This is a genomic window from Bowdeniella massiliensis (genome assembly GCF_023634005.1).
GTDB classification, from domain to species: domain Bacteria; phylum Actinomycetota; class Actinomycetes; order Actinomycetales; family Actinomycetaceae; genus Bowdeniella; species Bowdeniella massiliensis.
The window spans coordinates 47,148-59,641 of sequence record NZ_JALIQR010000011.1 but is presented as its reverse complement, the minus strand read 5'-3'; the positions used below and the strand labels follow the sequence as shown (position 1 = coordinate 59,641).

Below are 12,494 nucleotides of genomic sequence, written 5' to 3'. Positions count from 1 at the left end.
AAAGCGGCTCGGGGCCGCCGTCGCGGGGAGGCTGTGAGGGGCCGCCACCGTGAGGAGGCTGTGAGGGGCCGCCGTGATTTGGGGGCTGTGGTGGTCCGCCGTGGGAGGGCCCGCCGGTGTTGAACGCGCGGTGGAGAGCATCGACGAGTCGGACCCGCAAGGGGCGCGGCTGTGCGCCCGCAGCTTGGAGGGCGCGCCTAATTTTCTCGGCCTCCTTCAGCCATGCAGGCCCGATGGCCTTCCAGTCGGCTTCGTCGAAATGGGCGGCGAGGTCGGTGCCCCATTCGACGCGACCCTGGCGGTGACGGAAATTGATGCCGCGGGCTGCTTTGGACTTACGGCGCTGGATCTGGTCATAGCGCTGAGCCTGCTGTTTCGCCGTCTCGTCGAGGTTATTGATGAGTTCTTGGCAGCGGCGCGAATAGTCGTCGGGCTGCGGGTTGGTGGCGGTCTCGATGAGGAGGTATGTGAGGCCCGTGAGCTCAGAATCGGTGACAAAGTAGCGGACTTTGCGCAGTGTTGCGAGTGCCGTTCGCGCATTGTCGAAGGAGATTTCTTGCTTGCCGGCGGCGATAAATACCTCGGGGTACTGGGCGATGTCTCGGGCGCCGAGCACGATATTTTGGGCTTTCTTGGATGGGATGCGGCGCTGTTCGCACACGGCGTCTTGCATCGTCTTGCCGTCGGGACGGGCGGCCTTTTTCTCGTCTGCGGCGGCAATTGCTAGCGGCAGCGCAGCCTCATTGGTGGCACGGATCTTCTCGTGCGCATAGAAGGCGCGCATGTGCTCGGCCTTGGTTTTGACTTTCCAGCCGTCGCGCAAACCTGCAGCATACAGCTGCGAGATTGCTTCCAAGGCGTCAATGGGCAGCGGCTCGCCCGGCTTGATGCCGAGCCGACTAAGGAGCGTGGTGCTGTCCATAACGGCAGTAGACCACGCTTGGGCAGGCTACGGCAGGGGGTGTGGATAACTGAGTGCCTCGCGGATGGCTGGGATGCGTTCGCAGTAGGCGGTAAGAAGTGCGTCGGCGGCGTCCACCGAGTCGACGAGGGGGTGGGTGCCAAATGCTCGGGCGGCGAGCTCATAGTCGCCGTGTTTCGTCGCGGAAAGCAGCAGGGCGTCGCATTCCTTAATGGCGAGCATCAGCGCGAGCATGTCGCCGCGGGCGGGTGCGATGGGCCAGGGGTGGGCGCCTCTCGCATCGACGTGGCAGCCGACTTCGATTACGGCGTCGTTGGGGAGGCCCGGGATGATCGGGGCGCCGTCAGGGGTGTCCGTGTTACCGACGTTCAGGATCATCGTGGCGGGTTCGTCGTGAAGGAAGGCGGTCATTGCGTCAAGGGCTACTTCCTGATAGCCGCCCTGCTCGATCTCGGCGGTTTCGCGCGCGTACCGATCTTCGGGTGCGCGGCCCTCGGCCATGTAGGAGGCATCGCGGGCGGCGCGGGTGCGGTTCCACAGCTCGTACGGGTGCTCCTCGTGGGTGCACAGCTCGTAGAAGTGGTGTTGCTGGGCGGCCAGGAATTGACCGCGGGTTTCGCTGGCGCTGATGGCGGCAAGCGCTTCGCGGTGGCGGTAGTAGTAAAAGAGGTACTCGTTCGGCAGGGCGCCGACGCGCGAGATCCACTGCGTCCCCATGAGCTGGGCTTCTTCGAGCGTGCCGAGTCTGGCCTCATCGCTAAGGAGTTCGGGCAGCCGGTCCGCGCCGTCGACGACGAGGGAACGCAGCCAGCCGAGATGGTTCAACCCGAGGTAGTCGAAACTGCCCGATGTCGCTGGCGCTAAATCGAGGGCGGAGCGGGCGCGGCGCAACAGCGCAATCGGGGTGTCGCAGATGCCGACAACGCGAGGGCCGAGGTACTCGCGCATGGCCTGGGTGATGACGCCGGCGGGATTGGTGAAGTTGATCGTCCAGGCGTCGGGCGCGACGTCGGCGATGGTGGCGGCGATATCGCGCGCGACGGGGATGGTCCGTAGCGCGTAGGCCATGCCCGCGACGCCGACCGTTTCCTGGCCGAGGAAGTCGTGCTCAAGGGCGGTCAGTTCGTCGATGACGCGGCCCTCGACGCCGCCGGGACGCACCGCTACAAAAATGACGTCGGCTCCGATGAGCCCCGCGGCGAGGTCATTCGTCGTCGTGAGCTCGAGATCGAGGTGGGGACTGGAGCGCAATTGATCGGTGACGATGGCCCGCATGGCGGCAAGGCGATCGTCGTCGACATCGATCAACGTCAGCCGCGAGAGGCGAAGGGTGCGGTGGGAGGTGGTGAGCGCGTGGACGATGAGGGGGACGCGAAAGCCCCCGCCGCCGATGATGGCTAGGTGCGTCATGCTTCCAGGCTAACGGTAGCCTGGTCGGGTGAAGGCTTCGCCGCACTTTGACGTGCTCCTGACGGGTCCGCTGTTCCTCGACATCGTGTTCACCGGGCTGCCGCATCCGCCGCGCGTGGGCACGGAGGTGTGGGCCGAGGGGATGGGTACGCTGCCGGGCGGGATTGCGAACCTCGCCGTCGCCTGTGCGCGGCTGGGGCTCACCTCGGCGCTCGCGACGAGTTTTGGCGATGATGCGTACGGCCAGTGGTGCGCGAAGATTTTGACCGAGGAACGCATCGACCTGTCGCGCTCGCGGATCACGCCCGGCCTGCACACCAACGTCACCGTCAGTTATGCGTGTGCGGGCGATCGCACGATGATCACGCACGGGCATCCGCTCGATGTCACGACCGACGAGCTGATTGGTCCGGTGCCGCACACCGCCGCCGTCGCGATGGATCTCACGCCCGAGCGGGCGGGGGAGCTGTGGTGGCGGGTGGCGGCTAATCGCGGGGCGAAGATTTTTGCCGACGTTGGTTGGGACCCGGAGGAGGAGTGGGACCCGGGGCTGCTCGCGCCGCTGTCCTCCTGCTATGCGTTCACGCCCAACGAGGTTGAGGCGATGGCCTATACCGGCACGAGTGAGCCGCTGCTGGCGGCGCGGGCGCTGGCCGAGCGGGTCCCGCTCGCCGTCGTCACGTGTGGTTCCAAGGGGGCGATCGCGGTCGATTCCTCGACGGGCGAGGAGGCGAGCGCGCCGGCGCTCGCGGTGGATGCGATTGACCCGACGGGTGCGGGCGACGTTTTTATCTCGGGGTTGATGGCGGCGAACCTCGCGGGCAGGCCGCTTGGGGAACAGCTCGCCTTTGCGACCTTGGTTTCTTCGCTCGCGGTCCAACAGTTCGGCGGCTCCCTTGCCGCGCCGGGCTGGGGCGACCTCGTGGATTGGAATGCCTGCCGCGAGCGTGGGCAGTTCGGCTCCGAGGTCGCCGAGCGTTACGCTTTCTTGCCCGAACTGTTGCCGAAAACTCAGTGCGCACAGGTCCGCCGGGCCGATGCCACGATTGCGCGGCTGTCCGATGTCGGATCGAACTCGGCCCGGCGGTCCGGGATGCGGTTTACTTCACGTCGTCGTCGACCCAGTCGAAGGTCTTCGTGACCGCCTTCTTCCACAGCCGGTAGGTGCGCTCGGCTTCGTCCTCGTCCATCTTCGGGCTCCAGCGGCGATCCTCGGCCCAGTTGTCGATGACGTCCTGTTCACCTTCCCAGAATCCGACGGCGATGCCGGCCGCGTAGGCCGCGCCGAGGGCGGTGGTCTCCGCGATCTTGGGACGTACGACGTCGACGCCCAAAATGTCGGCCTGGAACTGCATGAGCAGCTCGTTTTCGATCATGCCGCCGTCGACCTTCAATTCGGTGAGCTCGACGTCGGAGTCCTGCGCCATCGCCTCTTGGACCTCGCGGGTCTGGAATGCCGTGGCTTCCAGTGCCGCCCGCGCGATGTGGCCCTTGTTGACGTAGCGGGTCAGGCCGACGAGCGCGCCGCGCGCATCGGACTTCCAGTAGGGCGCAAACAGGCCCGAGAAGGCCGGCACGAAGTAAGCGCCGCCGTTGTCCTCTACCGTCTTAGCGAGTTCTTCCACTTCGGGAGCGGAGGTGATGATGCCGAGGTTGTCGCGCAGCCACTGGATGAGTGAACCGGTGACGGCGATCGAACCTTCGAGTGCGTAGATGGCGTCGTTGTCGCCAATCTTGTAGCACACGGTGGTGAGGAGGCCGTTTTCGGAGTGCACGATGTCGGTGCCGGTGTTCATGAGCATGAAGTTGCCGGTGCCGTAGGTGTTCTTGGCCATGCCGACTTCGAAACACGCCTGGCCGAAGGTCGCGGCCTGCTGGTCGCCGAGGATGCCCGCGATCGGCACGTCGGTGAGCAGTCCTTGGCGACGGCCCTTGCCGTAGACCTCGGAGGAGGACTTGATTTCGGGCAGCATCGACATGGGGATGCCCATGTCGGAGGCAATATTCTCGTCCCAGTCGAGGGTTTTCAGGTCCATCAACATGGTGCGCGAGGCGTTCGTGACGTCGGTGATGTGCACCCCGCCCTCGGTACCGCCCGTCATGTTCCACAGCACCCAGGTGTCCGTGGTGCCAAAGAGCAGATCGCCGGCTTCGGCCTTCTCCTTCGCGCCCTCGACGTTATCGAGGATCCACTTGACCTTGGGGCCAGCGAAGTAGGTAGCAAGCGGCAGACCGCAGATCTCCTTGTACTTCTCCGCGCCCTCGTCGCCGGCAAGTTCCTTGACGATCTTGTCGGTGCGCGTGTCCTGCCAGACGATGGCGTTGTAGACCGGTTCGCCCGTGTTCTTGTCCCACACGACGGTCGTTTCCCGCTGGTTGGTGATACCGACGGCGGCGATTTCGTCGCGGTTGGTTTGCGCCTTGGACAGGGCAGTGGCGACGGCTTCGCGGACGTTGTCCCAAATTTCTGCCGGGTTGTGCTCGACCCAGCCCGCGCGCGGGAAGATCTGCTCGTGTTCGTATTGGCCGACAGAGACAATCTGGCCGGAGTGGTCAAAGATGATGGCACGCGAAGAGGTGGTGCCTTGGTCGATTGCGAGGACGTATTTCTTTTCCGTCATCGGTTTTCCTTTCACGTCGTTGTGGCGTGGATTCTAGGTTAGAAGACTATGGGCGCGACGAGACCGGCAATGACACCGCCGATCATGGGGCCAACGATCGGCACCCAGGAGTAGCCCCAGTCCGAGTCGCGCTTGCCGGGGATCGGCAAGAGCTGGTGGACGATGCGGGGGCCGAGGTCACGAGCCGGGTTGATTGCGTATCCCGTCGGGCCGCCGAGGGAGGCACCAATGGAAAGCACGAGCAGACCAACGCCGAGTGCGCCAAGCCAGCCGAGATCGACCTTGGCGAGTCCGGAGGCCTCACCCGCAGGAGCAATCGACAAGACGACGAAGACGAGCACGAAGGTGCCGATGATTTCCGAGACGGTATTCCACAGCGGGTTACGGATTTCGGGGGCCGTCGCAAACGTTCCGAGTTTCAGCGATGGATCGCAGTCCTCGTCGTAGTGCTTCTTGTACGTCATCCACGCTAGGACCGCGCCGATCATGGCGCCAAGGACCTGCGCCATCATGTAGATCGCGGTGGCGGCGAAGTTCGTGGGGATGCCGGGGACGTATTCGGAGGCGCCGGAGGCCAGAATCCCGATGGTGACCGCGGGGTTGAGGTGGGCGCCGGACTTGAAGGCGACGAGGACACCGGCAAACACACCGAGTCCCCATCCCCAGTTGATGAGCAGCCAGCCCGTGCCATGCCCCTTGGTTTTGGGGAGCAACGTATTGGCGACGACGCCGACACCCAGCAAGATCAGGGTGGCGGTGCCGAGGAGCTCTGAGAGAAAAATCGTGCCGAGGGTGGTTTCCATACATGGGCCTTTCGGTACGCCCCGGCTGCGGTGCCGGGGCGGTCGGTGCGGGGCAACGCCCCCATCACCTATTTCTTGCTGATGGGAGCGAGCGGCCGCAGTTCGCTGGCATCATTGCGGGCGACGCTGGCTTCGGCGTCCGTCGTGGCAAGTTCGGCGGCATCTTCGGCCGCCATCGCCTGCCGGTAGTTGGACTTCTCGAGTTCAATCTGGTCCTCGTCCCACCCCAGCAAGGGGGCGACGAGGTCGGCGAATTCGTCGAGCGAGCTGACGCCTCGGTCCCGCGTTTCGAAGTTCAGGCGGACCCGGTGGCGGAGGATGTCCTCCAGGTGGAGTGCGCCTTCGTGCGTCACCGCGTAGACGACCTCGGCCTTGAGGTACCTCGGGGCCGAGGTCGTGGGGACGTTGAGTTCCGGATGCTCGTCGATGAGTGCGGTGAGCTCATCGAGGGCGGACCCGTAGCGGTGCAGCAGGTGCTGCGCTCGCGCCTTGTCCCAGCCGTATTCTTCGGCGAGGCGGGGGGCGAGACGTTCATAGGCGTCGAAGCCTTCGGCTCCGATCAGCGGGGTGTGCTCCGTAATGGAGGGGCGGGCCTTGGCCTTGTCGCCGAGGGCGAAATCGACGGCGTCTTCAGCCATGACTCGGTACGTCGTGAGCTTGCCGCCCGCGATTGCGGTGAGGCCGTCGGCGGGACGGGTCACCGTGTGTTCGCGCGAGACCTTCGTCGACTTTGATTCATCCATCGTGCCGGGCTGCAGCAGGGGACGCAGGCCCGCAAACGTGCCGATAATGTCGTCCTCGGTGAGGTTGGAGGCCAGCACGTCGTTGGCGTGATCGAGGACGTATTCGATATCGCGTTTGGTGGCGACGGGGTGCTGGATGTCCTCGTGCCAGGGGGTGTCCGTCGTGCCGATGACCCAGTAGTCGGGCCACGGGATGATGAACAGCACGGACTTTTCGGTGCGCAGGAACAATCCCGTATCGCCCTTGATGCGGTCTTTGGGAACGACGATGTGGATGCCCTTGGAGGCAAGGACTTTCAGGCCGCCGGTGCCGCCGGACATGTCCTGGGTTTCCTGGGTCCACACGCCAGTGGCGGCGATCGTTTCGCGCGCCTTGACCGTGTAGTCCTTGCCGGTTTCCAGGTCCTTGATGACGGCGCCAGTGACGCGGCCCGAACCATCGGTCGTCATGGCGGTGACCTGGGCGCGGGAGGCGGCGTGCGCGCCGTATTTGGTGGCGGTGCGCACCAGGGTTAGGACGAGGCGGGCGTCATCGACTCGGGCATCGTAGAACTTGATGGCGCCGATCAGAGCGCCGTCTTTTACGTCGGGAAATTGTTCCAGTGCGCCCTTCTTCGACAGGTGGCGCTGCATCGGCACCGTCTTGTGCCCGCCGGATCCGAGCAGGGCGAGGGCGTCGTACATGCCGACGCCGACAGCAGAGTAGGCGCGTTCAATGACGGGGGTTTTGAGCGGCCAGAGGAAGGGCTGGGCGTGCACGAGGTGCGGGGCGAGGCTGGAAAGGAGGAGGCCCCGCTCCTTGAGGGCTTCGGCAACGAGTTTGAAATCGAGGTTGTACAGGTAGCGCAGGCCGCCGTGCACCAGTTTGGAGGATCGCGAGCTCGTGCCCGCCGACCAGTCCTGGGCTTCGACGATGCCGACCTTGAGCCCGCGGGTTGCGGCGTCAAGTGCGATGCCAGCGCCGGTAACGCCGCCGCCGATCACGAGGATGTCTAGTTCGTCCGCGGCCATGGCATCAAGCGATGCGGTGCGGGTCTCGGCGGTCAAGCGGGAGGAAGACACGGGCTGCTCCATTCGTCGTTGAGTTTCAGTAGTGTCGTTATGTTTCATGGTCCTGGCTTGATGAAACAGCGGCAACTTCCTGCACATGTGTGCATAGACTTGACGACATGGTGGACAACTGTCGCGAGGATCTTTACCGAGTTGCGCAGATGTATTACGTCCAGGACGAGAAAATGGCGACGATCGCCGGCGAGTTAGGGGTCTCGCGTTCCACCGTCTCGCGGATGCTGAAAACGGCTCGGGAAACCGGGATCGTGCGAATCTCGCTCTCGCCGCTCACCTCGGTGGCCTCGCGCCTATCGCGTCAGCTCGGCGAAGAGTTCGGAGTACGGGCCGACGTCGTGCCGGTGCGGGCATCGCGTCCAGACCATGTGCTGCTCGATGCGGTGGCCAAATTGGCGGCCGAACGCCTCCAAGAGGCCGTCACGCCGGGCACCACGATTGGCGTGGCGTGGGGGACGACGCTATCTGCCGTCGTCAAATTTCTGCAGCCGCAACCTACCGACGATGTCCATATCGTCCAGCTCAATGGGGCTGCGAACTCCTCGACGTCGGGAATCCCGTACGCGGCCTCGATTGTCTCGCAGCTCGCGGCCGCCTTCAGCGCCGATGCGATGTTCTTTCCCGTTCCGGCGTTCTTTGACTATGCCGAAACGCGCGAGGCGATGTGGCGCGAACGCAGCGTGCGGCGCGTGCTTGCGGCGCAGGCGACGTGTGATCTCGCGGTTTTCGGCGTCGGCGCGATCAGTGGGCGGGCGGGCTCGCACGTCTATCGGGCGGGATATTTCGATTCGGATGCCGACCGGTTGTCGATCCTGCGCGAGGGCGTCGTCGGGGATGTGTGCACCGTGTTATTGCGTCGCGATGGCAGCTACCTCGACATCGAGCTGAACAAACGTGCGACGGGCCCGAACCCGGAGCAGCTGCAAATGATCCCGCGTCGGCTGTGCATCGTCGCTGGCGAGGCGAAGGCTGTGCCGGCGCTCGCGGCGTTGCGGGCGAATGCGGCGACCGACCTCGTCATCGACGAGCGAACGGCCCGTCTCGTGCTGTCGTTGGCGCGCGGCACAAACTAGGGGCGCAAGAGGTTGGCGAGGGCGTCGGCCAGGTCCAGACTCTCGCCATCGCGGCCGCCAGCCCCGACGACGAGGGGCGGATCGCTTGGTTGTGGCCGATAACCGCGCATCCGATCGGCGAGATTCAGCCGAGCGGTAAGGACGTAGAAATTGCCGTCGGTATCAATCCCGACGCTACGATCACTCTTGAGGTACCAGCCGGTAAGGCCCGTTCGCGCGCTGCCGCGCCCCGAATAGTCGCTCACCCGTAGCGGCTCGGCGGCCCGCCCGGCTTCGCGGGCGCGGGAGAGAAAATCCTGGATCAGCTCGCGGGCGCGCTGGCTCTCGCGTGCCTTGGTCGCGGCGAGGCGGTCCGCGTGGATACGGGCCGCCTCGCGACGTTGTTCGGACCAGGAGGTCATTGCTTCTCGACGGGGGAGAGGACCTGGCGGATCTCGTTTAGGTAGTCCGCGACTTCTTCGCGGCGACGCGTGAGTTCGCCAATCTCGGTGCGCGCGCGGGCAAGATCTTCTTCACCGCGGATTCGGCCGTCTTCGCGCAGCCGCGTCGCTTCGGCTTCGGCGTCCTTAATAATGGCGCTCGCGGCCTCGCGTGCTTCGGCCCGGCGCGAGTCGGCTTCCGTCGTCGCCTCACGAAGGATCTGTTCGGCCTGGTCCATCGCGTCCTTCACGCGCTGGGCGGCTTCTTTGAGCAGCTCATCGATTTCGCGCCGCGCCTCAGTTTCTTCTGAGCGCCACAAAGCGAGCTGTTCGCGATGGGCGGATTCGGCTTCGTGCTGGCGAGTTTCGATCTCGTTAATGGCCTCGGTTCGAATCGCGGCGAGTTCGGCGGTGAGTCGGTCGCGTTCGGCCTGCAGTTCGGTATCGAGCTCGGCGCGCTGGCGGGCAAGGTCGGTGGCGGTCTCTGACTTTAGGGACGCGAGCTCGGCCTCAACGTCGGCGCGCTGTTGGGACAGCTCCTGGCGCACCTGGGCGCGCTCCTGTTCCAGCTTGCGAGTCGTGAGCTTGCGTTCCTGCTCGGCGCGCGCCTGGGCATCGTCAACGGTGGCTTTCGCACTCGCCTGAGCTGAGGCGGTGAGGTCGGCAGCTTCCTGCCTGGCCGCTTGTAGGGCTGCGGCCGCCTCGGAGGATGCCCGCGATTCAAGGGCGTCGGCCTGGGCCCTGGCTCGCGCCAGTCGCGCCTCGGCCTGTTCGGCCGCGGAGCGAACCAGCTCTTCGGATTGGGTTTCGGCTTCCGACAGGAGCCGCGCGACGCGCGAACCGAGGCCCGAATATGTGGGCTTCTTACGTTCGGCCAGCTCAGCGCGGGCGGCCGCCAATTCCGATGCCAGCGCCATATTGCGGCGATCGAGTTCTCCCACCTCGGTTCTCACCTCGCTGACCTGTGCCTGTAGATCAGCCAGGTACTGGTCAACGGGCGCCTTGTCGTATCCGCGGCGAACGACCGGGAATACGGGCGGTGTTGGTGAGGTGGTCATGGGTGGCTCCCCTTCTGCCAAGCGACTTCTGTCTTTATGCTACCCGCGGGGCTCACCGACGTGTCATCACGCACGTTGGACAGCAAAATCGCGCATCTTAGGCGACAGTGCGAGACAATATGGTCTACCCTTCTAGGCGTACTTGCCCACGACAAAGGACATCCGAGTGACACGACGCATCGTTCCTATCATCCTGGCGTCGCTGGGAGTGCTGGCCATCATTGCCGGGATTCTCGCCGGAACCATATTCAAAGAATCGGACACCGTCGCCATTGACGTGCCAGCGTCCTCCGAACCGGCTCTGATCGCCGGGCCCGGGGTCCTGCCACAAGTCAACGACACCGTCGAGGTCACAGCGAGCTCAGATGGCGATCCCATTGTCTTGGCGCTGGCTCCCATGGCCGATATCCAGGCGTTCGTGAAGGGTGCCGCATATCGCGAACTCCAGGGGCTAAGCGACTGGGACACGATGTCGATCAAGACTGAGGAGGCCGCGCCCGCTGAGGGTGAGGAGCCAGTGACGCTGCCCAATCCCGCGAGCGTTGACCTCTTTACTGAGGTGCGGACAGCGGAAAACACCCTGACGTGGACGATCGATGACCCGGATCACTCGCTGGGCTTCCTCGCGACAACCGACGGCACAAAACCTGCGCCGGCCCTGACCCTAAAGTGGTCTCGTGATGTCGCTACCCCCTTGATGTGGCCCCTTATCATCGGTGGTCTCGTGGCGCTGGCCCTTGCCGCGGTAGCGGCCCTGTGGGCCCGGAACCGCGTCCGTCGGCTGCGCGCGCCGCGTCCCGATGACGGCGAAACTGAAGTGATCTACCTGCCGCCGCTGACGTCGCAGGAAACCGAAGGTTTGACGCGGCGTGAGATCCGGGAGCGGGAGCGCGAACGCGAACGCGATGCCCTGCAGGCCGCGCGGCGCGAAGGCCGCAAGAACGTTACCGTTGTCACCTCCCACGAAATCCCCGTCATCGAGGAACCGCTGCTGGAGCAGAACATCTCGCGGCTTACCGAAACCGCGATGGCTGGCGGCGCCATGGTGATCCCGTTCGCTCCTGGAGCGGACGAGATTCGCGAAAGCGCCACGGAAGAAAACAAATACGCCCCTGAGGGTGCGGCGCAGATCTCGCTGGAAGAAGACTCTGAGCGCGAAGAGAAGGCTGCGGCTACCGCCGGCGCACTCGGCGCCCTTGTCGTTCCCGCAGTATCGGGGCAGAGCGACGAAGAGCCAGCCGCCTCCGCGCTCAGCAGCACGGATGCCGAGGGTCTATGGCCGGAAGCCGATGAAGAGCTGTGGCCGGAATCGGATGACCGCACGTGGCGCGACGAGTGGGATTTCCCCGCGAACGAAGGCGAGGACACACGAGCATGAAATCGATCAAGACCATTGTGAGCCCCGTACTCGCGGGCCTGCTAGCTGTTTCCCTGGCGTCGTGCGCGAGCACGCCCGTGCCAGAGGTGAGCCCCGGCGCCACCTATGACGGTCCGGCGCTGACGGAAGAGCGCTTCACCACGGCGCTGAAGGACGCCGAAAAAGTCCTCGCGGAAGGTGATGCGGCCAAGGACGGCGAAAAACTCAGTGCTCGCTTCGCTGGTGACGCCCTCGCGGCCCGCACGGCCGCCTACACACTCGCGACGAAAACCGACGGCGCCAAGGCTCCCACCCCGCTGAGTTTCACGCCGCAGGTGACACTGCCGGCTATCACTGATTCGTTCCCGCGCTACGCCGCTGTCATCACTCAGGTGCCGGAAGGACAAACGAGCCCCGTCCTGCTCACGATGACCCAGGCCGATGCGCGCCAGAACTACCACGTTGACCATTGGGCCAGGCTCTTCCCGGGCGTAACGTTCCCTGACCTGCCGGCCGCGGCGACCGGAACTGAGTTCCTTGCGCCCGATGATTCGAGCCTGAAGCAAACACCAAGCGCGGCCGTCGCCGCCTACGCTAGGGCGATCAATGAGCCGGATAGCGAGGAAGCTAAGTCGCTAGGCAATGACCCGCTGCGCACGCAGATCACCGAAACCGTCACCGCGCTAACGGAGTCATTGGCCGAAGTTGGTGAAGCCAGCTGGAAGGCGGGCTCGCCCACATCCGAGCCCGTCGCCTTCCGTACGGCTGACGGGGGAGCCGTCGTCGTGGGAACAATCCCCACCGTCTTGACGTTGAAAAAGACAGTCGCCCGCTCGACGCTGACCGTCTCGGATGACCTCGCGGCGCTCGCGGGGGAGGATCCGGTTGAGGACCAGTTGAAGGCGAGCTATCAGGTAATGATCGCGCTTTACGTTCCGGCAGCCGATGCCGCCGACGCGGCTACCCGGCCGCTTGGGGGCGAGCAGACGCTCATGAGTGCCAAGCGCGGGGAATAGAAGGAGA

General features: G+C 64.9%; 11 protein-coding genes. 5 read left to right on the top strand and 6 right to left on the bottom strand.

Annotated features, from left to right (window positions below):
* Positions 1-130: 130 nt before the first annotated feature.
* Positions 131-727 (top strand): hypothetical protein, encoded by a 597-nt coding sequence (locus tag MUN85_RS08765; protein ID WP_250506359.1) that lies wholly within the window; start codon positions 131-133, stop codon positions 725-727.
* 222 nt (positions 728-949) lie between these two features.
* Here MUN85_RS08765 and MUN85_RS08760 read toward each other — a convergent pair whose 3' ends face one another.
* Positions 950-2,332, bottom strand: a complete 1,383-nt coding sequence (locus MUN85_RS08760) for a family 4 glycosyl hydrolase (protein WP_250506358.1) — start codon at positions 2,330-2,332, stop codon at positions 950-952.
* Positions 2,333-2,360: 28 nt separating this feature from the next.
* Between MUN85_RS08760 and MUN85_RS08755 the strand changes: the two genes are divergently transcribed.
* Entirely contained in the window at positions 2,361-3,473 is a 1,113-nt protein-coding gene (locus MUN85_RS08755; protein ID WP_250506357.1) for a carbohydrate kinase family protein, read from the top strand.
* Here the strand turns inward: MUN85_RS08755 and glpK are convergent.
* From glpK to MUN85_RS08740, 3 genes are all read right to left on the bottom strand, one after another.
* The gene (glpK, locus tag MUN85_RS08750; protein WP_092561094.1) at positions 3,433-4,953 is read right to left on the bottom strand and encodes a glycerol kinase GlpK; all 1,521 of its coding nucleotides are present in this window, start codon (positions 4,951-4,953) and stop codon (positions 3,433-3,435) included. The two genes, MUN85_RS08755 and glpK, sit on opposite strands and share 41 nt — an antisense overlap.
* Positions 4,954-4,991: 38 nt before the next feature.
* Positions 4,992-5,756 carry an MIP/aquaporin family protein gene (locus MUN85_RS08745; protein WP_250506356.1) on the bottom strand — a complete coding sequence of 255 codons (765 nt, stop codon included), beginning with the start codon at positions 5,754-5,756 and terminating at the stop codon, positions 4,992-4,994.
* A 68-nt stretch (positions 5,757-5,824) separates the two neighbouring features.
* Complete coding sequence (locus tag MUN85_RS08740; RefSeq protein ID WP_431603555.1) at positions 5,825-7,573, bottom strand: glycerol-3-phosphate dehydrogenase/oxidase; 1,749 nt, start codon at positions 7,571-7,573, stop codon at positions 5,825-5,827.
* A gap of 95 nt (positions 7,574-7,668) precedes the next feature.
* Here MUN85_RS08740 and MUN85_RS08735 point away from each other — a divergent pair, with 95 nt between their 5' ends.
* Positions 7,669-8,637, top strand: coding sequence for a sugar-binding transcriptional regulator (locus tag MUN85_RS08735; protein ID WP_176780642.1), 969 nt, complete (start codon positions 7,669-7,671; stop codon positions 8,635-8,637).
* On the opposite strand, the gene MUN85_RS08730 is transcribed toward MUN85_RS08735, so the two are convergent.
* Positions 8,634-9,038, bottom strand: a complete 405-nt coding sequence (locus MUN85_RS08730) for a hypothetical protein (RefSeq protein WP_092561100.1) — start codon at positions 9,036-9,038, stop codon at positions 8,634-8,636. The two genes, MUN85_RS08735 and MUN85_RS08730, sit on opposite strands and share 4 nt — an antisense overlap.
* The gene (locus MUN85_RS08725) at positions 9,035-10,114 is read right to left on the bottom strand and encodes a coiled-coil domain-containing protein (RefSeq protein ID WP_092561102.1); all 1,080 of its coding nucleotides are present in this window, start codon (positions 10,112-10,114) and stop codon (positions 9,035-9,037) included. Before MUN85_RS08725 ends, MUN85_RS08730 begins: the two co-directional genes overlap by 4 nt.
* 166 nt (positions 10,115-10,280) lie before the next feature.
* Between MUN85_RS08725 and MUN85_RS08720 the strand changes: the two genes are divergently transcribed.
* Together MUN85_RS08720 and MUN85_RS08715 are read left to right on the top strand one after the other, a co-directional pair.
* The gene (locus MUN85_RS08720; protein WP_250506355.1) at positions 10,281-11,492 is read left to right on the top strand and encodes a hypothetical protein; all 1,212 of its coding nucleotides are present in this window, start codon (positions 10,281-10,283) and stop codon (positions 11,490-11,492) included.
* Positions 11,489-12,487: a DUF8094 domain-containing protein gene (locus MUN85_RS08715; RefSeq protein WP_250506354.1), complete on the top strand. Its 999-nt coding sequence runs from the start codon at positions 11,489-11,491 to the stop codon at positions 12,485-12,487. The genes MUN85_RS08720 and MUN85_RS08715 overlap by 4 nt, the downstream gene beginning before the upstream one ends.
* Positions 12,488-12,494 lie beyond the last annotated feature (7 nt).

Coding starts and splice junctions, on each gene's coding strand:
- MUN85_RS08760 (WP_250506358.1), bottom strand. CDS start 2,332: ATGACGCACCTAGCCATCATCGGCGGCGGGGGCTTTCGCGTCCCCCTC.
- glpK (WP_092561094.1), bottom strand. CDS start 4,953: ATGACGGAAAAGAAATACGTCCTCGCAATCGACCAAGGCACCACCTCT.
- MUN85_RS08745 (WP_250506356.1), bottom strand. CDS start 5,756: ATGGAAACCACCCTCGGCACGATTTTTCTCTCAGAGCTCCTCGGCACC.
- MUN85_RS08740 (WP_431603555.1), bottom strand. CDS start 7,573: ATGGAGCAGCCCGTGTCTTCCTCCCGCTTGACCGCCGAGACCCGCACC.
- MUN85_RS08735 (WP_176780642.1), top strand. CDS start 7,669: ATGGTGGACAACTGTCGCGAGGATCTTTACCGAGTTGCGCAGATGTAT.
- MUN85_RS08730 (WP_092561100.1), bottom strand. CDS start 9,038: ATGACCTCCTGGTCCGAACAACGTCGCGAGGCGGCCCGTATCCACGCG.
- MUN85_RS08725 (WP_092561102.1), bottom strand. CDS start 10,114: ATGACCACCTCACCAACACCGCCCGTATTCCCGGTCGTTCGCCGCGGA.
- MUN85_RS08715 (WP_250506354.1), top strand. CDS start 11,489: ATGAAATCGATCAAGACCATTGTGAGCCCCGTACTCGCGGGCCTGCTA.